General features: G+C 72.6%; 19 protein-coding genes and 1 tRNA gene. 9 read left to right on the top strand and 11 right to left on the bottom strand.

Annotation, left to right across the window (positions count from 1 at the left end):
* Positions 1 to 110: 110 nt before the first annotated feature.
* The 3 genes from ABZ234_RS14605 to ABZ234_RS14595 all read right to left on the bottom strand — a co-directional run bounded on the left by ABZ234_RS14605 (position 111) and on the right by ABZ234_RS14595 (position 1,517).
* Entirely contained in the window at positions 111 to 350 is a 240-nt protein-coding gene (locus ABZ234_RS14605; protein ID WP_267945712.1) for a (4Fe-4S)-binding protein, read from the bottom strand.
* A 22-nt stretch (positions 351 to 372) separates the two neighbouring features.
* Complete coding sequence (locus ABZ234_RS14600; RefSeq protein ID WP_344178813.1) at positions 373 to 681, bottom strand: GNAT family N-acetyltransferase; 309 nt, start codon at positions 679 to 681, stop codon at positions 373 to 375.
* A gap of 179 nt (positions 682 to 860) precedes the next feature.
* Positions 861 to 1,517, bottom strand: coding sequence for a hydrolase (locus ABZ234_RS14595; RefSeq protein WP_355012340.1), 657 nt, complete (start codon positions 1,515 to 1,517; stop codon positions 861 to 863).
* Between the two features lie 554 nt (positions 1,518 to 2,071).
* Here ABZ234_RS14595 and ABZ234_RS14590 point away from each other — a divergent pair.
* The 5 genes from ABZ234_RS14590 (at position 2,072) to ABZ234_RS14570 (ending at position 6,292) form a co-directional block, all read left to right on the top strand.
* Complete coding sequence (locus ABZ234_RS14590) at positions 2,072 to 3,019, top strand: DUF5996 family protein (protein ID WP_355012339.1); 948 nt, start codon at positions 2,072 to 2,074, stop codon at positions 3,017 to 3,019.
* Between the two features lie 331 nt (positions 3,020 to 3,350).
* Entirely contained in the window at positions 3,351 to 3,818 is a 468-nt protein-coding gene (locus tag ABZ234_RS14585; RefSeq protein WP_355012338.1) for a MarR family winged helix-turn-helix transcriptional regulator, read from the top strand.
* Between the two features lie 344 nt (positions 3,819 to 4,162).
* Entirely contained in the window at positions 4,163 to 5,266 is a 1,104-nt protein-coding gene (locus ABZ234_RS14580; RefSeq protein WP_355012411.1) for an LLM class flavin-dependent oxidoreductase, read from the top strand.
* 172 nt (positions 5,267 to 5,438) lie between these two features.
* Positions 5,439 to 5,837, top strand: a complete 399-nt coding sequence (locus tag ABZ234_RS14575) for an N-acetyltransferase (protein WP_355012337.1) — start codon at positions 5,439 to 5,441, stop codon at positions 5,835 to 5,837.
* The gene (locus ABZ234_RS14570; protein ID WP_355012336.1) at positions 5,834 to 6,292 is read left to right on the top strand and encodes a carboxymuconolactone decarboxylase family protein; all 459 of its coding nucleotides are present in this window, start codon (positions 5,834 to 5,836) and stop codon (positions 6,290 to 6,292) included. Before ABZ234_RS14575 ends, ABZ234_RS14570 begins: the two co-directional genes overlap by 4 nt.
* A 237-nt stretch (positions 6,293 to 6,529) precedes the next feature.
* On the opposite strand, the gene ABZ234_RS14565 is transcribed toward ABZ234_RS14570, so the two are convergent.
* Positions 6,530 to 6,603 (bottom strand) — tRNA-Pro (locus ABZ234_RS14565).
* A gap of 167 nt (positions 6,604 to 6,770) precedes the next feature.
* On the opposite strand from ABZ234_RS14565, the gene ABZ234_RS14560 reads away from it, so the two are divergent.
* Together ABZ234_RS14560 and ABZ234_RS14555 are read left to right on the top strand one after the other, a co-directional pair.
* Positions 6,771 to 7,694 carry a helix-turn-helix domain-containing protein gene (locus tag ABZ234_RS14560; protein WP_355012335.1) on the top strand — a complete coding sequence of 308 codons (924 nt, stop codon included), beginning with the start codon at positions 6,771 to 6,773 and terminating at the stop codon, positions 7,692 to 7,694.
* An 89-nt stretch (positions 7,695 to 7,783) separates the two neighbouring features.
* Entirely contained in the window at positions 7,784 to 8,323 is a 540-nt protein-coding gene (locus ABZ234_RS14555) for a dihydrofolate reductase family protein (RefSeq protein ID WP_355012334.1), read from the top strand.
* Positions 8,324 to 8,414: 91 nt separating this feature from the next.
* Here ABZ234_RS14555 and ABZ234_RS14550 read toward each other — a convergent pair whose 3' ends face one another.
* Positions 8,415 to 8,954, bottom strand: a complete 540-nt coding sequence (locus tag ABZ234_RS14550) for a helix-turn-helix transcriptional regulator (protein ID WP_355012333.1) — start codon at positions 8,952 to 8,954, stop codon at positions 8,415 to 8,417.
* Between the two features lie 122 nt (positions 8,955 to 9,076).
* Between ABZ234_RS14550 and ABZ234_RS14545 the strand changes: the two genes are divergently transcribed.
* Positions 9,077 to 10,213 carry a serine hydrolase domain-containing protein gene (locus ABZ234_RS14545; RefSeq protein WP_355012332.1) on the top strand — a complete coding sequence of 379 codons (1,137 nt, stop codon included), beginning with the start codon at positions 9,077 to 9,079 and terminating at the stop codon, positions 10,211 to 10,213.
* Between the two features lie 125 nt (positions 10,214 to 10,338).
* Here the strand turns inward: ABZ234_RS14545 and ABZ234_RS14540 are convergent, their stop codons facing one another.
* Complete coding sequence (locus ABZ234_RS14540) at positions 10,339 to 10,836, bottom strand: DUF523 domain-containing protein (RefSeq protein WP_355012331.1); 498 nt, start codon at positions 10,834 to 10,836, stop codon at positions 10,339 to 10,341.
* A 137-nt stretch (positions 10,837 to 10,973) separates the two neighbouring features.
* Here ABZ234_RS14540 and ABZ234_RS14535 point away from each other — a divergent pair, with 137 nt between their 5' ends.
* Positions 10,974 to 12,428, top strand: coding sequence for an MFS transporter (locus ABZ234_RS14535; RefSeq protein ID WP_355012330.1), 1,455 nt, complete (start codon positions 10,974 to 10,976; stop codon positions 12,426 to 12,428).
* A gap of 134 nt (positions 12,429 to 12,562) precedes the next feature.
* Here the strand turns inward: ABZ234_RS14535 and der are convergent, their stop codons facing one another.
* The 5 genes from der to ABZ234_RS14510 form a co-directional block, all read right to left on the bottom strand.
* Complete coding sequence (gene der / locus ABZ234_RS14530) at positions 12,563 to 13,999, bottom strand: ribosome biogenesis GTPase Der (protein ID WP_267945725.1); 1,437 nt, start codon at positions 13,997 to 13,999, stop codon at positions 12,563 to 12,565.
* 240 nt (positions 14,000 to 14,239) lie between these two features.
* A complete protein-coding gene (gene cmk, locus ABZ234_RS14525) occupies positions 14,240 to 14,935 on the bottom strand; it encodes a (d)CMP kinase (protein ID WP_344180170.1) in 696 nt (231 codons plus the stop codon).
* A 208-nt stretch (positions 14,936 to 15,143) separates the two neighbouring features.
* The gene (locus ABZ234_RS14520; RefSeq protein ID WP_355012329.1) at positions 15,144 to 16,364 is read right to left on the bottom strand and encodes a prephenate dehydrogenase; all 1,221 of its coding nucleotides are present in this window, start codon (positions 16,362 to 16,364) and stop codon (positions 15,144 to 15,146) included.
* A 68-nt stretch (positions 16,365 to 16,432) separates the two neighbouring features.
* The gene (gene aroH / locus ABZ234_RS14515; protein ID WP_267950445.1) at positions 16,433 to 16,795 is read right to left on the bottom strand and encodes a chorismate mutase; all 363 of its coding nucleotides are present in this window, start codon (positions 16,793 to 16,795) and stop codon (positions 16,433 to 16,435) included.
* A 120-nt stretch (positions 16,796 to 16,915) separates the two neighbouring features.
* Positions 16,916 to 18,733 (bottom strand): pseudouridine synthase (locus ABZ234_RS14510; RefSeq protein WP_355012328.1); only part of this gene is annotated, 1,818 nt, incomplete at its 5' end.

Genomic DNA, 18,733 nt, shown 5'->3' with positions numbered 1-18,733 from the left:
CAACGGCCGCAGGGGCCCGTCCGAGGACGGGCCCCTGCGGCGTGTCCACGCCCGGTTCACCGGGTGGGGTCGGCCGTCCGGTGGCACCGCGCGTGGTCTGTGCGGGTCGTTCAGGGCCCCGTTCCGCCGTCGGCGAGTCGGTACCGCAGCGCACCCGAAGGGCAGCGCCGCACCACTTCGACCAGCCGTTCGGCGGTGGCGCCGTCCGGCCGGATCCACGGGCGCCGAGCCGTGTCGAACACCTCGGGCAGGCCCCGGACGCATTCGGCCGCGTGCCGGCAGCGCCCGGCCTCGAAGGTGACCGTGACCGACTGTCCCTCGTACGTCTTCTTCCCGGATCCGCCGTTCATACCGGCCTCCGTGTCCGACCGTTCAGTCACTGACCCTGCTCCGGGACTGGTACAGCAGGTCCTGGTACTCGGGATGACGGGCGATCCAGCCCGCGAAGAAGGGGCAGGTCGCGAGCACCCGCAGGTTCGCGGACCGCGCCTCGTCGAGGGCGGTGCGGGCCAGTGCGGACCCGACCCCCCTTCCCTCGTACTCCGGCGCGACCTCGGTGTGCACGAACGCGACGAGTTCCGGTGTGCGGATGTATCCCGCGATGCCCGCGACACCGGGTTCTCCGTCGACGCGGGCCTCATAGCGCTTGGCCTCGGGCGCATCGCTCACTTCGACTGCCATACGGCCTCCTCCTCGATCGGTCGGCCGGGCGTCACGCCGACCCAGTAAAGATGATGCATCAACATATCCATGCGGCACACCGGCCGTAGAGCCGTCTCCGGCGGGACCAGGGCCGCCGCCCCCGCGGCTCCGAACACCCGCCCTGCCCGATGCGGACCGGGGTCCGTTCCGCGGTCGTGTCAGACGCCGCTTCCGGAGCGGTTGGCCAGCAGCTGCGTCTCCCAGGCGAAGGCGACGCCGGTGGCGCCGGCGTGCTGCGTCTGGACCTCGATCATGCCCTGCACGGTCCCCTCGCGGGCCCAGTCGCGCTGCCACTCCCCCGCCACGGCCAGCCAGGTGATCGGCACCACGCCGGCCTGGACCATGCGCCGTACGGCCATGTCGTGGGCCTCCGCCGAGATACCGCCCGACGCGTCGGTGACGACGAAGACCTCGAAGCCCTCGCCCGCCGCCTGGATCGCCGGCATGGCGACACAGATCTCCGTCCAGAGACCGGCGATGATCAGCTTCTTCCTGCCGGTCGCCTTGACGGCGTCGACGACCCGCTCGTCCTGCCAGGTGTTGATGAACGTACGGTCGATCGGCTTCTGCTCCGGGAACACGTCCTGCAGTGCCTGGAGGAGGAAGCCGCCGCGCTCCTCCAGCACCGTGGTCAGGATGGTCGGAACGTCGAACACCTTGGCGGCCTTGGCGAGGCCGACGACGTTGTTGACGACCATCGACGGCTCGTGGCTGTTCAGGTTGGTGAACTGGAAAGGCTGGTGGTCGATCAGGACGACGACGCTCTCCTCGGGCGTCAGCAGTGCCTGAAGTCCGTTCTTGACTTCGGTGCTCACAGGGGGTTCCTCTCGAGGTTCTCGTGTACCGGGGGCTCGGCCGGGACGCCGTCGGTCTCCGCGCGGGTGATACGGGCACGCGCGTCCGCACCGGAGCCCCGACGACCGGGCCGGCCGACGACACGCGTCCTCGGTCGACACGGCTCCGCGGACCGGCCCGACCTCCGCATGGGGACAGCCCTTCGCGTCGGTGACCGCACATCCCCGCCAACTAGATGATGCGTCACCTAAATTAGCAGCATTGGATGACGTGTCAACCAAATGGGACCAGGGCGCCGTCATCGCTCCCCCGGGACTCAGATCCCCATCCGGAAAGTTGATCAATCACCTACCGTTCCGATGATGCATCAACTACCATCGGGGGGCTCGCGACCCCAGGGGACGCGAGGCACCGCTCATGCGGACGCCGTCGGCCGTCGTGGGGGTGTGGCGGGGACCGACAGAACCACGGCCCGCTCCGCTCCGGGAGAGACGAGTGGCCGGGGCGCCCGTCCGCAGAACACGATCACGACCGCCTCCGCCCTCCGGCGGCACGGCGAAGGAAGCGAGAACCGATGACCAGCCCGTCGAGGACGAACTGGCCGAGCCTGCGGGTCTCGGACTGGACCCCCACACGCGACACCCTGCACATGTGGACCCAGATCGTGGGCAAGATCCGCATGGCCCATGCTCCGCTGATCAACCACTGGTGGCAGGTGACCCTCTACGTCAGCCCGCGCGGGTTGACGACTTCGGCCATCCCGTACCGCACGGGAGCCTTCGAGATCGAGTTCGACTTCGTCGGCCACCGGCTCGAGGTCCGCAGCAGCGACGGCGGCGCGCAGAGCCTCCCACTGCGGCCGATGCCGGTCGCCGAATTCTACGCCCGGGTCCTGGACATGCTCGACCGGCTCGGGATCGAGGCGCCGATCCGACCGCACCCCAACGAGGTCGAGCCGGCGATCCCCTTCGCCGAGGACCACGAGCACGCCTCCTACGACGGCGAGGCGGCCACCCTGTTCTGGCGTCAGCTGCTGCAGGCGAACCGGGTGATGGGCGAGTTCCGGTCACACTTCGTCGGCAAGGTCAGCCCGGTGCACTTCTTCTGGGGGGCGATGGACCTCGCCTGCACCCGCTTCTCGGGGCGGTCGGCCCCGCCCCACCCGGGCGGAGCGCCCAACTGCGGGGACTGGGTCATGGTCGAGGGGTACTCCCGAGAGCTGTCCAGCTGCGGGTTCTGGCCCGGCGGCGGCGAGGAAGGCGCCTTCTACTCCTACGCCTACCCCGGACCCGAGGGGTTCGCCGATCAGCCGGTCGGCCCCGAAGGCGCGTACTTCAGCACCGAGTTCCAGCAGTTCCTGCTGCCGTACGAGGTCGCCCGCGCCGCGCCCGACCCCGACCGCGCGGTCGCCGAGTTCCTCCGCACCACCTACGAGGCCGCAGCGGACCTCGGGCACTGGGACCGCCCCGCGCTGGAGGACGACCCCCTCCGGTGGCAGGGATCCCCCGCGTCCCGGGGCTGACGACGGTTTTCGGCCGGACCACCACCTCCGCAGACAGGCCTCGCCCACGTTCCCGGAGGTCCGGTGCGCGGGCGGACCGGAGAACGGCCACACGCATCGCTGCGCGGTGCCGCCCCCGGAGGAGGGGCGGCACCTGCCGTCCACCAGGAGACGGCGAACATGGTGCGCCGCCGACCGGCGGCAGGATCACCGCGGATCCCCGACCCCGGAGCCGGAGCGGTCCCCGAACCACAGCGGCCGGGGTACGACGCGCACCGCCCCACCGAGGGCCGCACCTCCGTCGTTCCAGCTCAAGTGGATGAGACGTCAACTTCTTCGTTACACTGCGCCCATGAACGAGACGCCACGCTGGCTGGAGGCGGAGGAGAAGGCCGCTTGGGACAGCTTCATCCGCATGCAGGAGACGCTCATCGGGCGGCTGTCCCGCCTCCTCCAGGCCGATTCCGGGATGTCCGCCTCCGACTACATCGTGCTCGTCAGCCTCACCGGGACGAGTGAGGGGAAGATGCGCCTCCTGGAGCTGGCCAACCGCGTGAACTGGGAGAAGAGCCGAATGTCCCACCAGGTCAGGCGCATGGCCGAGCGCGGGCTGGTGGCCAGGGAGGAATGCCCCGACGACGCCCGCGGAGCATTCGTCGTCGCCACGCCGGCCGGCTACAAGGCGATCGAAGACGCTGCGCCCCTGCACGTCGAGCACGTGCGGCGCCTGTTCGTCGACGCCCTGACCCCGAACCAGCTCAGCACGTTCGCCCGGCTCTCCCAGCGCGTCTCGGACCACATGGAGAAACAGCCGGACTGAGCTGGCGGTACGGAGCCCCCGAGAGCCCGGCCCCGCGCCCGCGGAGAGCCGTTCCTCACTCCCGAAGCGCCCGGCGGCGGTCCACGGCGGGGAGCGTCTGCCCCTACCCGGCCGCGCCGCCCCGCACCGCCTCCGCGGTCGTCGATGCCGCCAGGGCCGTACCGGGCTCGCACCGAGCCGGGATCGTCCGGCAGCGAACGCGTATTTTGTTGATCGATCAACTTAATTTCGAGTAGCATAGTTGATCCATCAACCAAATGACGACGATGTCGCGACGGAGCGGCCACACCCGGCACCGCGTTCGCCACGGCAGTCGACACAGCGACCACACGGAGATGGATGCGATGCAGTTCGGGATCTTCACCGTCGGTGACGTGACACAGGACCCCGCCACCGGCCGGACACCGACCGAGCACGAGCGGATCAAGGCGATGGTCACCATCGCGCAGAAGGCCGAGGATGTCGGGATGGACGTGTTCGCGACCGGCGAGCACCACAATCCGCCGTTCGTGCCCTCGTCCCCGACCACCATGCTCGGCTGGATCGCGGCGCGCACCGAGCGGATCGTCCTGTCCACGGCCACCACCCTGATCACCACCAACGACCCGGTGAAGATCGCGGAGGACTACGCCATGCTCCAGCACCTGGCCGACGGACGCGTGGACCTGATGCTGGGCCGCGGCAACACCGGCCCCGTCTACCCGTGGTTCGGCAAGGACATCCGCCAGGGCATCGACCTCGCCATCGAGAACTACGCCCTCCTGCACAAGCTCTGGCGCGAGGACGTCGTCGACTGGGAAGGCCGCTTCCGCACCCCGCTGCAGTCCTTCACCTCCACGCCCCGCCCGCTCGACGGCGTTCCCCCCTTCGTCTGGCACGGCTCCATCCGCTCGCCGGAGATAGCCGAACAGGCGGCCTACTACGGAGACGGCTTCTTCGCCAACAACATCTTCTGGCCCAGGAAGCACTTCCAGAAGCTGATCGGCCTGTACCGCAGGCGCTACGCCCACTACGGCCACGGCACCCCCGAACAGGCCGTCGTCGGCGTCGGCGGCCACGTCTTCATGCGGCCCAGCTCCCAGGACGCCGTACGGGAGTTCCGTCCCTACTTCGACCGCTCCCCCCAGATGGGCGGCGGACCGTCACTGGAGCAGTACATGGACGAGACCCCGCTGACCGTCGGCAGCCCTCAGCAGGTCATCGACAAGACCCTCACCTTCCGCGAGAGCTTCGGCGACTACCAGCGCCAGCTGTTCAACGTCGACGGTGTCGGGGTCCCCCTGAAGACCGTGCTGGAGCAGCTCGACATCCTCGGAGAGGAGGTCGTGCCGGTCCTGAGGGAGGAGTTTGCCAAGAACCGGCCGGAACACGTGCCCGGGGCGCCCACGCACGCCTCACTGCTCGCCGCTCGCGACGCCGAGGAGGCCTCCGCGACGGCGGCGGGCTGAGGCGCGACGACGGACTCGCGCGGCAGGTTCCCGCTCCGGGCGGCAGGAGCCCGCCGCCCCACGCCCGGCCCGCGGACGGGCCGCCCGACCGGTGCCCGCCCCGCCCGGACCGGGGCGCCGCCGTGTCCGCCACCGACCGATCCGAACACCATCCCCACCAGAGAGGTCCGCCATGAGCGAGCCACAGACCGACAGGACCGGCGCCGTCGTACACGTCGCGCTGGACGAGACACGCGCCGTCAGCGCCTACACCGTGCGTCTGGACGACGGCACCCTCGCCGGACGCGCGGACTTCGTCGACCCGCCCGGGGTGCCCGGCGAGCGCGTCTTCTTCCACACCGAGGTCGCACCGGAGTTCGGCGGCCGGGGCCTGGCCGGGCTGCTGCTCGGTGAGGCACTGGCCGACAGCATCCGCAGGAACCTCACCGTCGTCCCCGTGTGCCCGCTCTTCGCCAAGCACCTGCGCAAGCACGGCGACGAGTACACGGCCCGGGGCGGACGGGTCCGCCGACCGAGGCCGGCCGACCTCGCCCTGGTCGGGGAGACGGTCAAGGACAGGGGTGACGCATGAGCGCGGAGCGCCCCTACATCGACAAGGAGCACCCCGAGGTCTACGGGGCGATGGTCAAGGCGGCCGCGGCCTCCCGGTCCGCGGCACGAGAGGCCGGTCTGGGCGACGACACCCTCGAACTGATCAACGTCCGGGTGTCCCAGATCAACGGATGTCCGACCTGCCTGGGCATCCACTCCGCCAAGGCACGCAAGGCAGGAGTGGCGCAGGGCACTCTGGACGTGCTGCCGGCCTGGCGCGAGGTCGCGGCGTTCACCGATGAGCAGAGGGCCGCGCTGGAGCTGGCGGAGTCCTTGACGGTGATCGATCCGACGATCGACCGACAGGCCGTCAACACTCGTGCGGCGGCCCATCTGACCACCGCCCAGATCTCCGCGGTGGAGTGGACGGCCACCCTCATCAACGCGTTCAACCGCATCTCGATCGCCAGCGGGCACCCGGTGCTCGGACAGTAGGAGGAGGCGGTTCCCACCGCCGTGGCGGCCCTGGCCCGGTCAGGACGCCACGGCGGTGGGAGACGACCGTCTTCCACCGTCCACCGGGAAAAACTCGTGAGCCACGAGCGTCCGCCGCACCCCACGGCGCGGGCCGACGATCCGCACCACCCCGGTCCACCCCCGCCCCGACCCCACCGGGAACGCAGCGAGGGGCCCACCTGACGGTGGACCCCTCGCTGAACTGCTATTCCTCTGTCGGGACGGCGGGATTTGAACCCACGACCCCTTGACCCCCAGTCAAGTGCGCTACCAAACTGCGCTACGTCCCGGCCGCTGGGCGGGCGCCGTCTCCGGCCCCGCCGACGGAGAAGACTCTACCGCATCCGCCGGGACGTCCGCACCACGATTCGCCCCGCGCGGCCGGACCCGCCGCCGCGCGCGAGGGAGGGCAAGTTCGGTCAGGCGAACCCGGCGACGCCCGGAACATACTGGTCACATGACCGAGTCCACCTCCGGACGGGACCGTCTCCGGGAACTGCTCGACGCCGTCCTGGACGAGGAGAACCCCCGCCTCACCGACATGGCGGAGCACGCGTTCGCCTCCCCGTTCCACTTCACACGCCGCATGACCCGCGACACCGGGGAGGCCCCGGTCGCCCTCCGCCGCAGGGTCCTCCTGGAGCGCGCGGCCTGGCAGATCGGCCGGGGGAGCACCGTGACCGATGCCGCGTTCGCCGCGGGCTACCAGTCCGTCGAGGGCTTCATCCGCGCCTTCGGGCGCGCGTACGGGCACCCTCCCGGGGCCACCACACCGGGGAGCGCCACGTGGCTGCCCTCACCGAACGGCATCCACTTCCACCCGCCGATCCACCTGTGGATCGAGGAGAACCCGAAGAAGGACACCGGCATGGACGTCCTCGCCCTCCAGATCCACCACGACGTCGACGACACCGCCCACCTGCTCCGCCTCGCCGCGTCGCTCCCCGAGGAGGTCTACCGGGAGGTGCGAGCCCCCGGGAGCACCGTCCTGGCGTGGGACGGCCCCGAGGAGTCGATCGCGGCCGTCCTCGAACACCTGGTGCGGGCGAAGGAGGTGTGGCTCGCCTCGATCGAGGCCGCCGACCAGCCCGAACAGGGGGCGGACGACCCCGCGGCGCTCCTCGAACGGCACGAGGACGCGGCGGCGCGGTGGATCGCGGCCGTCAACGACATCGGCCGCCGCGGCGCCTGGGGCGACCGCCTGGTGGACGCCCTGTGCGACCCGCCGGAGAGCTTCGTCATCGGCAGCGTCGTCGCCCACGTCCTCACCTTCTCCGCGCACCGCAGGCAGCTCGTCCGGCAGATGCTGCGCTCCGCGGGCGTGGAGGTGGACCACGGCGACCCCATCGAGTGGCTCCAGGGCCGCCACCACGACCGGTAGGCCCGGAACGCAGGCGACCGCGCACCGCCGGGGCGCAGGGACCGGCACGACGGCCGCCGCCCCGGACGGCGGCTCCACGGAGGAAGAACATGACCAGGACGATCTACAACACCGCAACCAGCCTCGACGGGTTCATCGCCACCGACGACCACTCCCTGGAGTGGCTGTTCGCCGCGGACCCGGGGAAGGCGAACAACGAGCACGCCGACTTCATGAAGAACGTGGGGGCGCTGGTCTCGGGCGCCCACACCTACGAGTGGATCCTGCGCCACGAGGGGGACGAGGCCTGGCCCTACGCCCTCCCCTCCTGGGTGCTCACCCACCGCGACCTGCCCCGCGTCGAGGGCGACCTGCGCTTCGCGAGCGCCGACAGCGACCAGGAGCTGCGGGACCTGCACGCGGAGATGGTCGGGGCCGCCGGCGGACGCGACGTGTGGGTGGTCGGCGGGGGCGGGATCGCCGGGCGGTTCGCGGAACTCGGGCTGCTCGACGAGGTGGTCGTGTCCATCGCACCCGTCACCCTGGGGTCGGGGGCTCCGCTCCTGGCCGGCCGGGTCGACCTCAGGGTCGTGGAGGTCCACCGCGCCGGGGACTTCGCCTGCGCCCGGTACGAGGTCGTCCGACCCTAGCCCGGCCTCCCGGGGCGTCCTCGCGGCCCTGTCCGCGCGGACGCCCCGCCGGCCGGTCGCACACGCGCCTCCGGCCGGGACCGCGTCGGCCTCAGCGGTCCGACCGCTCCTGCCGGTCGGCGCGGGCGCGGAACCAGTCGAGCATGAACCGCTGCGAGGCGATGCCGTAGTCGAGTGCCGCGCGCTGGTGGGCGACGATGTCGCGGTGCTCCTCCGCGACGTCCGTCGCGTCGAGGCTCCTGTCGAGGTCGGAGAGGGCGGCGAGGTCGGTCTCGATGCGCGCCGTGATGCGGCGCAGGACCGGCGCGCGTTCGTCCGGCTCCAGCAGTCCGAGGAAGAAGAGCCTGGACAGCGCCGCGGTCTCCAGGTCGGATCCGGTCGGATCCCCCGTCATCCAGGCGCGGAACTCCTCGCGGCCCGCGCCGGTCACGCGGTACACCTTGCGGCCCCGGCCCCCGGGCTCGACGCTGGCGACCTCGATGGCCCCCCGGGCGAGCAGGGAGTCGAGCGCACGCCTGATGCTGCCGGAACTGGCGCTGTAGAAGAGCGCGACGCCGGCCTCGAACCCCTTGATGAGGTCGTAGAAGCTCTGCGGGGCGATCAGGAGCAGTCCGAGGATCACGTGGGCCATGGGACGAGTGTAGACCCGTTGACTCTCATAGACATGTCTAATAGTCATATAGAGACCGTCGGTCCCCGGACCCGGACGCCGAAGGCACGGCGACGGGCCGCCCCCGCACACAAGGAGCCCGCGTGACACCACCGCCCGCCACCACCCGCGCCCAGGACAACCGGGTGCCCCCCGGCGTCGACGACCGCCTGACGCGCCTGCTGGAGAACCTCGTCGCGCGGCCCGGCATCCACCACGCCAACCTCGCCCTCGCGAGCGGCGACGGGGGGCTGCGCTGGTCCGCCGCCTCAGGGCCCGCCGACGACCGGCCGCCGCGCCCCGACACCCCCTTCTTCGTCGCGAGCGTCACCAAGCGCTTCATCGTCACCCTGGTGCTCCAGGCGCACGAGCGCGGCGAACTCGACCTGGCCGCGCCGATCGGCCGGTACCTGCCCCCGGAGGTGCTCACCGGGCTCCACGTCCTCCGGGGCACGGACCACACGTCCGCGATCACGGTCCGCCACCTGGCGAGCCACACGTCGGGGCTGCCCGACCACTTCGAGAGGCGCCGAGGCGGCCCGAGCCTGTACGAGCACCTCGGCCGGGGCCGGGACCTGGCCTGGACGTTCGAGGACACGGTACGGACCACACGCGAACTGCAGCGCCCCCACTTCGCGCCGCAGGACCTCGACGCGCCCCGGCAGAAGGCCCGCTACTCCGACACCGGGTTCCAGCTGCTCATCCGCATCGTGGAGACGGTGACCGGCCGGCCGTTCGCCGCCCTGCTGACCGAACGCGTCCTCGCCCCGCTCGGCCTGGCCCACACCTGGCTACCGGGGCACCGCCCGCCGGACCCGGCGACCGCCGAGCCCTCGCCCCTCCACACGGGACGGCGCCCCGTCCGGCTGGACTCGCTGATCGCCTCCTCCAACGACCTGTTCAGCACCACCGCGGACCTCCTCGCCTTCCAGAGGGCGCTGCTCGGCGGCGAACTCCTCGGGGAGGCCCGCTCGCTGGCCGCGCTCACCGAGCGGCGCAACCGGCTGCGCAACATCCCCGTCCTCCGGTACGGCCTGGGCACCATGTTCTTCACCGTGGGACGGCTCGCGTCCCCGGTGGGCCGCCCCGTCACCCTCGTGGGCCACTCGGGGGCCACCGGGACGTGGCTCTTCCACTGTCCCGAACTGGACCTGCACCTGGCCGGCACCGTCGACCAGACCAGGGGGCAGGCCGTCCCCTTCCGGATCATGGCGCGGTGCCTGGGAGCCTGGCGCACATGAGGGCCGCCCCGCCGGACCGCGCCCCCGGCGCGCTCCGCCCGAGCGGCGCCGCCGGTTCGGCGCGGACCCCTCCACCGGACGGGGGTCCCGGGTCAGGGCCGGCTCCGGACCGCAGGCCCCGGCCCTCAGGCGCGTTCGGCGGCGTCCAGGTACCCGGCCGCCTCGGCGACCTCGTCCTCGTTGAAGACCGTGACGCCGTGGTCCCTCAGCAGCTGGGCCGTCACCCCAGCGCCCGCCAGCTTGCGTCCGCCGAAGGTCCCGTCGTACACCTCGCGGGGTCCGCAGGACGGGCTGGACTCCTTGAGGACCGCCACCTCCACCCCGTGCTCCCGGGCGGTGGCGAGGGCCGCGCGGGCGCCCCGCACGAAGTGCTCGGTCACGTCCGCGCCCTCGGGGGTGAGGATGCGCGCCCGTCCGGCGAGCACGTCGGCCGCCGTCGCGCCGGGCTCGATCTCCGCGGGCGGGCGGGGCACGGGCAGCCCGCCGGCGATCTCGGGGCAGTGCACCACGAGCCGCCCCTCCTCCCGCCAGCGCGCGACCCGGTCGTCCCCGATCGCCTTGGAACGCCCGTCGTAGCGCACCCTGCGCCCCATCAGACAGGCGCTGACCAGTACCTTGCGCATGGGCTCCCTCTCTCCGCTCTCCCCCGCGCTGCCACGCTACCCCGGCGGCGACACGGCCGAACCGCACGGGTTAATCACAAAAAGTGATTAACCTGGTGCTTTGGGTGACACTTGGGTGGACTCACCGAGGGGGAGACGTGAGCGAGTCACAGCCTCAGGGCCGAAAGGCCCTGGAGACGGACCACAGGACGACCCGGAAGGCCGTCACCGCCGCCGCGATCGGCAACGCGACCGAATGGTACGACTTCGGCGTCTACAGCTACCTGGCTGTCACCATCGGGCTGGTGTTCTACCCCTCGCAGTCCCAGGGCGTGCAGCTCATCGCCACCTTCACCACGTTCGCCGCCGCCTTCCTGGTCCGCCCCCTGGGCGGCCTGTTCTTCGGCCCCCTGGGCGACCGCATCGGCCGCAAGCAGGTCCTCGCCTTCACCATGCTGCTCATGGCCGTGAGCACCTTCTCCATCGGGCTCATCCCGTCGGCCGCCACGATCGGCATCGCCGCGCCGGTCCTGCTGCTGGTCGCCCGCATGCTCCAGGGCTTCTCCACCGGTGGCGAGTACGGCGGCGCCACCACCTTCATCGCCGAGTACGCGCCCGACCGGCGCCGCGGGTTCCTGTCCTCCTGGCTGGAGTTCGGCACGGTCAGCGGCTACGTCGGCGGCGCCGGAATCGTCACCCTGATGACCCTGGTGCTGGGGCCGGAGGGCATGCTCGCCTGGGGCTGGCGCATCCCGTTCCTGCTCGCCCTCCCTCTGGGCGGCATCGGCCTCTACCTGCGGCTCAAGCTGGAGGAGACCCCGGTCTTCAACCAGAACACCGAAGGTTTCGCCAAGAACGCCGAGGGCGGGCACCGCAAGGGCCAGCTCCGGGAGACGGTCGTCGGCCAGTGGCGGACCATCCTCCTGTGCATCGGACTCGTGATGGTCTTCAACGTCAACAACTACATGGTGACCGCGTACATGCCCACCTACCTGGAGGCCGAGCTCGGCTACAGCGCCACGCTCGCACTGGTCATGACCCTGGCCGCCATGGTGCTGATGCTGGTCGGGGTCACCCAGTTCGGGCGCCTCAGCGACCGGGTGGGGCGCAGGCCCGTCCTCGCCTCCGGGAGCCTCCTCTCGATCGTGCTGGCCCTGCCCGCGTTCTGGCTGCTGCAACAGGCCGGCGTGTGGGCCGTCGCCCTGGGCATCGTCCTCCTGGCGGTGACCCTGGTGCACTTCTCCGGAGCGGCCCCCTCCACCCTGCCCGCGTTCTTCCCCACCAAGGTGCGCTACGGCGCCCTGGCGATCAGCTTCAACGTGTCGGTGGCGCTGTTCGGCGGCACCACGCCGCTGATCGCGGAGACGCTCGTGCAGTCCACCGGGAACCTCTACTCCCCGGCCTGGCTGCTGATGATCGCGGGCGTGGTGGGACTCGTGGTGGTGTGGCACATGGACGAGAGCGCGAACCGGCCGCTCCCGGGCGCGCCCGCCATGGAGTCCGCGCCCCGCACCGCGCGGGACGGCACCCGCCTGCCCTACCCGAGGCCGAGCGGGGAGTCGGGGAAGTTCGTCCCGCCGAGCAACGTGCGCCGGCTGCCCTCCGACTCCTGACCGTGCCCGGCCCGGCAGCGAGCCCGGGGACACCCCGGCACACGACGAAGGGGAGCCTCTCCGTCGGAGAGGCTCCCCCTGTGCGTGCGGACGCCCCGGCTGACGCGGGCCCGGGACGGGCCGCGCGACACCGCTCAGCGGCGCCGGTGCTTGCGGTCCGGACGCACGCTGCCCTTGGAGGCACGGCCCGGCGTCGCGCCCTTCTTCTCACGGATGCGCATGCTGATGTGCACCGGGGAGCCGTCGAACCCGAAGTCCTCCCGCAGGCGCCGCTCGATGAAGCGGCGGTAGTTGTCCTCCAGGAACCCCGTGGTGAAGAGGACGAAGTGCGGCGGGCGCGAACCCGCCTGCGTCGCGAACAGGATCTTGGGCTGCTTGCCGCCGCGCACCGGCGGCGGGGTCGCGGCCACGAGGTCCTTGAGCCAGTTGTTCAGCTGACCGGTCGAGATGCGCTGGTTCCACCCCGCCAGGCTGGTCTCGATCGCCGGGACGAGCCGCTCCATGTGGCGGCCGGTCTTCGCCGAGACGTTGACGCGCGGCGCCCAGGAGACGCGCGCCAGCTGGCGGTCGATCTCCTTCTCCAGGTAGTTCCGGCGATCCTCGTCGAGGATGTCCCACTTGTTGAACGCCAGGACCAGGCCGCGCCCGGCCTCCACGACCTGCTCCACGACCCGGATGTCCTGCTCGGCCAGCGGCTCGCTGACGTCCATCAGGACCACGGCGATCTCGGCGCGCTCCAGGGCGGTGCCCGTGCGCATGGTCGCGTAGTAGTCGGCGCCCTGCAGCGCCCGGAACCGGCGGCGGATGCCGGCGGTGTCGATGAACTTCCAGGTCTTGCCGCCGAGGTCGATCAGCTCGTCGACCGCGTCGCGGGTCGTGCCCGCCACGGAGTCCACGACCACCCGGTCCTCACCGGCGAGGCGGTTGAGCAGGCTCGACTTGCCCACGTTGGGGCGTCCGAGCAGGGCGATGCGGGGAGGGCCGTCCTCGCCCTCGTCCTCGGTGTCGCCGACGAGCTGCTCGGGGAAGGCCTCCACGACGGCGTCCAGCAGGTCGCCGGTGCCGCGCCCGTGCAGGGCGCTGATCGGGTAGGGCTGGTCGACGCCCAGCTGCCACAGGGCGAGCGCGTCGGCCTCCTGCATGTTGCCGTCGACCTTGTTGGCGGCCAGGATCACGGGGCGCTTCGTGGCGCGCAGGACCCGGGTGACGGCCGCGTCGGCGTCGGTGACGCCCACGGTGGCGTCCACCACGAACAGGATGACGTCGGCGGTCTGCGCGGCGTACTCGGCCTGGCGCGCCACCATGGCGGCCAGTCCGCTGACGCTGGTCTCCCAGCCGCCGGTGTCGACGAGCGTGAACTTGGTGTTCTGCCACTCGGCGTCGTAGGCCACCCGGTCACGGGTCACGCCCGGCACGTCCTCGACCACGGCCTCGCGGCGGCCGATGATGCGGTTGACCAGGCTGGACTTGCCCACGTTGGGGCGTCCCACCACGGCCACCACGGGGAGGGTCGCGGGTTCGGCGCCGTCCAGCCCCTCATGGCCGACGTCGGAGATGTCGAAGTCACTCATGTACTGCTCCCGGTTCTAGGTCCCCGCGCGCCCAGGATGCGTGCCGCGAGGATGCGAATGGTCGACCTGTCCCGGAGATTCCGGGGCAGGCGTGTCCGCGCGGACGCCGACGGCGTCCGCGTACTGCCACGGGGGAGGAACCCCCGCGGATGTCCGTGTGTTCCCCCGAAGGGGTGTTCGTGACCGGTCCCACCGTGCCGCGGGTCCGCCCCGCGGCCCCGGAGCGGCCCGTCCGCCCCGCTAGCGGGCGCCGGCCTCGTCGGCCAGCTTGACGACGAGGGCGACCACCTCGTCCAGGGTCAGCCCGGTGGTGTCGAGCTCGGTGGCGTCGGCGGTCTGCGTCAGGGGCGAGTGGGTCCGGCTGGAGTCCAGCTTGTCGCGCCGGGCCAGGTCGGCCTGGGTGGCGGCGACGTCGCTGGTCCGGACCTCCTTGCTGCGCCGCTGGGCGCGGGCCTCCGGGCTCGCGGTCAGGAACAGCTTGACCGGGGCGTCGGGAGCGACCACGGTCGTGATGTCACGGCCCTCGACCACGATACCCGCACCGGCGGCACGGGCTGCCGCGATGACCTCGCGCTGCGTGCGCACCAGCAGCTCACGGGCCTCGGGCACGGCGGAGACCGCACTGACGCTGCCCGTGACCTCCTTGCTCCGGATCTCGGCGGCCACGTCGCGGCCGTCGACGGAGACCGAGGGCGCATTGGGGTCGGTGCCCATGGTGATGACGGGGCGCTCGACGGCGGCGGCCACCGCCGCGGCGTCCTCGACGTCCACGCCGTTGTCGAGCATCCACCAGGTCAGCGCGCGGTACATCGCGCCGGTGTCGAGGTACCGCAGGTCCCGCGCCTTGGCCACGCCCCTGGACGTGCTCGACTTGCCCGACCCGGAGGGACCGTCGATCGCGATGACGATGCCCTCGGTGCTGTCCTGCGCGCTCACTGCCGTTGACTCCTGGTGACGTTCACTTGTGCCGACGCCCAAGCGTACCCGTGGCAGCGGCCTGCTCTTGACTGGAATCGGCGGGTTCGTACGGCCCCGGCCGACCGGCGCCGCCCGGGACCGGGGGCGCCCTCGCGGGCGGGCCGGGCCGGAACCAGGCCCGGCGGCCCCGCACCCCGGCAAGGACGCTCCTGTCCCGGGAGTGGTCTCAGACGCCCGGGTGGACCGACCACCCGTCGGCCGCGAGCGATCGCGCGAACGCGTCCACCGCCTCGGGCAGCACGTACAGCTGCGCCACGCCCAGCGGCAGGCCCGGGGTGTGCTCGATGCGCACGTCCTCGATGTTGACCCCCGCGTCCGCCGCGGCGGCGAACAGACGTCCCAGCGTGCCCGGCTCGTCGGGGATGACCACGGGCATCACCGTGTACTCGGGCAGCCGCACCGTGCCGTGCTTGCCGGGGATGCGGCCGTGTCCCGACCTGCCCCGATCCAGGAGGTCGCGCACCGGGGCGAGGGCCTCCGCCGGGGCCGGCCGGCTCGCCCCCGACGCGCCGGAGGCCGACCCGGCGCGGGAGGCCGTGTCCCCGGCAGCGCCGTCCGCCTCCCCCGCCACCCCGCGCAGGGCGTCGGCGGTCGCGACGAGGTCGGCGGCCACCGCGTACAGCACCTCGGAGACCGGGGCCGCGTTGTGCGTGAGGATCTCCGTCCACATGGCGGGGTCGCCGCCCGCCACCCGGGTGACGTCCCGCACGCCCTGTCCCGCCAGGGAGAGGGCTGCGGTGTCGCCCGCCACCAGGCGCGCGGCCACCGCCGACGAGGCCACGTGCGGGGCGTGCGAGACCAGCGCCACGGCGCGGTCGTGCGCCCCGGCGTCCAGCACCAGCGGATCGGCCCCGCACAGGCGGGCGAGCTCCGCCACCGCCGCGACGGTCTCCGGACCGGCCTTGCCCGTGGGGCACAGCGCCCACGAACGGCCCAGGAACAGGTCGGCGCGGGCGGCACCGGGCCCCTGCTTCTCCCGGCCGCCCATCGGGTGCCCGGGAACGAACGTGGCCATGTCGCAGCCCAGCCGCTCGGCCTCGGCGAGCACGCTCGCCTTCACGCTCGCCACGTCCGTGTACACGTGGGCGAGCCCGCGGTCCTGGGCGCGGCGCAGCACCTGCGGGACGACGGCGGGCGGGGCGGCGACGACCGCCACGTCGGCGGGGGCCGCCGACGGGTCGGCGGTCTCGTCCAGGGGCCTGCCGGCGCCCAGGTCGCACGCCAGGCGCAGCGACGCGGGGTCCGGGTCCGTCAGGACGACGTCGACGTCGCGGGCGCGCAGCGCCAGGGCTATCGACGTGCCGATCAGCCCCGCCCCGATCACCGTGACCCGGCGCACCACGTCCCGGCGCCCCCCGTCCCCGACCGTGCCGCTGGTGTCGCCCACTGCTCCCCCGCCTCCGATGTGTGCTGGTCCCCCAAGCCTACGACCTGCCGGGGGAGCCGTTCCGCACCCTACTGCGCGATGTCCAACCGCAGCGCCTGGGCGCCGCGGAGGTACACGTGCTGCAACTCGGCGCGCGGGCGGTCCGTCTCCACGTGCGCCATCAGGCGCACCACGCGGGGCAGGGCGTGCGGGACGGCGATCTCGGCCGCGCACATGAGCGGGACGTCGGTGAAGCCGATCTTGCGCGCCGCGAGCGCCGGGAACTCGCTCGTCAGGTCGGGGGTCGCGGTGAACAGGACGCTGATCACGTCGTCGGTCCGCAGGGCGTTGCGCCGCATCACCTCGGAGACCAGTTCGACCGTGGCCTCCAGCACCTGATCGCGTTCGTCCGCGTCCACCTGCACCGCACCCCGGATGGCCCGTACCGCCACGTTCGATCCCGCCTTGTCGTCGTACTCGTCGTTCGCGTGCCGCCCCCGGAAGCGGGAGCGGCGGCCGCCGCCCGGGAGACCCGGGCCGACGACCGCCGTCAACTGTATCTACAGCCGCCCCTACAGACCGGCCGCGGAGTAGAGCTCACTGACCTCGCGAGAGGTCAGGGCCCGCATCGTGCCCAGCTTGAGGGTGTTGAGATCGATCGGACCGACCTGGGTGCGCGCGAGGTCGGCGACCGGGTGGCCGACGGCCTCCATGAGGCGCCGCACGATGTGCTTGCGGCCCTCGTGCAGCCGGATCTCGACGAGCGCCTTGGGGGGCTCGTTCTCGACCACGCGGAAGGAGTCGACCTGGACCGGGCCGTCCTCCAGCTCGATGCCCTTCTGCACCTCGCGCACGACGCGGTGCGGGACCGGGCCCGGCACCATCGCGATGTAGGTCTTGACGACCTTGTAGCGCGGGTGGGTGAGCCGGTTGGCGAGCTCGCCGTCGTTGGTCAGCAGGATGAGACCCTCGGTCTCGGTGTCCAGCCGGCCGACGTGGAAGATCCGCTCCTCGGTCTGACCGGTGTAGTCGGCCAGGGTGGGGCGGCCCTCCGGGTCCCACATGGTGCTGACGACGCCGCGCGGCTTGTTGAGCGCGAAGTACAGCTTGTCCGGGGCGGTCACGACGCGCATGCCGTCCACGCGGATCTCGGAGGCCTCGGGGTTGACCCGGGCTCCGAACCTGCGCACGACCTGCCCGTCCACGCTGACGCGTCCGGCGGCGATCATCTCCTCGCTCGCGCGCCTGCTGGCGACGCCGGCCGCGGCGAGCGCCTTCTGGAGCCGGATGCCGCCCTCGACGTCGGTGTAGGTGTCGCGGCCCTCCTCGGCACGGTCCTCGTCCTTGGGGTCGAAGTCGGCCCGCAGGGCGTTGAGGCGCTCGCGCGCCGCCTTCGACAGCTGGCTCTCGCTCTTGGGGCCGCCCGGCGTGCCCTCGCGCCCGCCCTGGGCGCGGCGCTCGTCGCGGGCCCGGCTCGCACGGTCCCCGTGGGAACGGCTCTCGCCGCGCCCCCGCTCGTCGCGACCACCGCGGTAACCGCCCCGGTCGCCCTGGTAACCGCCGGAGCGGCTGTCGTCACGGCCGCCGCGGAACTCACGGCGCTCACCCGAACCCTGACCTGCGGGACGGCTGTCCCGGTCCCCCCGGAAGCCGCCACGGCTGTCGCGGTCGCCACCGAACGAGCGGCGCCCGCCCGCACCCTGGCCGCCGCGGTCGTCGCGACCGCCACCGGGGCCGCGGCCGCCGCGCTCGAAGCGCCCGCCGCCGCGCTGGTCGTCACGGCCGCGGTAGCCACCGCGGTCGCCGCCGGATCGGTTGTCGCGGTCGCCGCCGAAGGAGCGGCGGTCCCCCGAACCCTGGCCGGCGCGGTCCTCGCGCCCGCCCCGGTAACCGCCCCGGTCGCCCTGGTGTCCGCCGGGCCGGCTGTCGTCACGGCCGCCGCGGAACTCACGGCGCTCGCCCGAACCCCGGTTGTCGCGGTCCCCGCCGAAGGAGCGGCGCTCGCCCGAACCCTGGCCGGCGCGGTCCTCGCGCCCGCCGCGGAAACCGCCCCGGTCGCCGCCCCGGCTGCGGTCGTCACGACCGCCGCGGAACTCACGGCGCTCACTCGAACCCTGACCGGCGGGACGGCTGTCCCGGTCCCCCCGGAAGCCGCCACGGCTGTCGCGGTCGCCACCGAAGGAACGGCCCTCAGCGCGGTCGTCACGGCCCCGGTAGCCACCGCGGTCGCCACCGGAACGGCTGTCCTCGCGCCCGCCGCGGTAGCCGCCGCGGTCGCCCTGGTAGCCGCCGCGGCCGCGGTCGTCGCGGCCGCCGCCGAAGGAGCGGCGCTCGCCCGAACCCTGGCCGGCGCGGTCCTCGCGCCCGCCGCGGAAACCGCCCCGGTCGCC

The organism is Nocardiopsis sp. NPDC006198, assembly GCF_040613895.1.
In the GTDB taxonomy this organism is placed as follows: Bacteria; Actinomycetota; Actinomycetes; order Streptosporangiales; family Streptosporangiaceae; genus Nocardiopsis; species Nocardiopsis tropica.
This window is presented reverse-complemented; position numbering and strand designations above follow the sequence as displayed.

Excerpts from the sequence above, each read along its gene's own strand:
- ABZ234_RS14580 (WP_355012411.1), top strand. The coding sequence starts at position 4,163 with ATGCAGTTCGGGATCTTCACCGTCGGTGACGTGACACAGGACCCCGCC.
- ABZ234_RS14605 (WP_267945712.1), bottom strand. The coding sequence starts at position 350 with ATGAACGGCGGATCCGGGAAGAAGACGTACGAGGGACAGTCGGTCACG.
- ABZ234_RS14600 (WP_344178813.1), bottom strand. The coding sequence starts at position 681 with ATGGCAGTCGAAGTGAGCGATGCGCCCGAGGCCAAGCGCTATGAGGCC.
- ABZ234_RS14555 (WP_355012334.1), top strand. The coding sequence starts at position 7,784 with ATGACCAGGACGATCTACAACACCGCAACCAGCCTCGACGGGTTCATC.
- ABZ234_RS14540 (WP_355012331.1), bottom strand. The coding sequence starts at position 10,836 with ATGCGCAAGGTACTGGTCAGCGCCTGTCTGATGGGGCGCAGGGTGCGC.
- ABZ234_RS14575 (WP_355012337.1), top strand. The coding sequence starts at position 5,439 with ATGAGCGAGCCACAGACCGACAGGACCGGCGCCGTCGTACACGTCGCG.
- ABZ234_RS14550 (WP_355012333.1), bottom strand. The coding sequence starts at position 8,954 with ATGGCCCACGTGATCCTCGGACTGCTCCTGATCGCCCCGCAGAGCTTC.
- ABZ234_RS14590 (WP_355012339.1), top strand. The coding sequence starts at position 2,072 with ATGACCAGCCCGTCGAGGACGAACTGGCCGAGCCTGCGGGTCTCGGAC.
- der (WP_267945725.1), bottom strand. The coding sequence starts at position 13,999 with ATGAGTGACTTCGACATCTCCGACGTCGGCCATGAGGGGCTGGACGGC.
- ABZ234_RS14585 (WP_355012338.1), top strand. The coding sequence starts at position 3,351 with ATGAACGAGACGCCACGCTGGCTGGAGGCGGAGGAGAAGGCCGCTTGG.
- ABZ234_RS14560 (WP_355012335.1), top strand. The coding sequence starts at position 6,771 with ATGACCGAGTCCACCTCCGGACGGGACCGTCTCCGGGAACTGCTCGAC.
- ABZ234_RS14570 (WP_355012336.1), top strand. The coding sequence starts at position 5,834 with ATGAGCGCGGAGCGCCCCTACATCGACAAGGAGCACCCCGAGGTCTAC.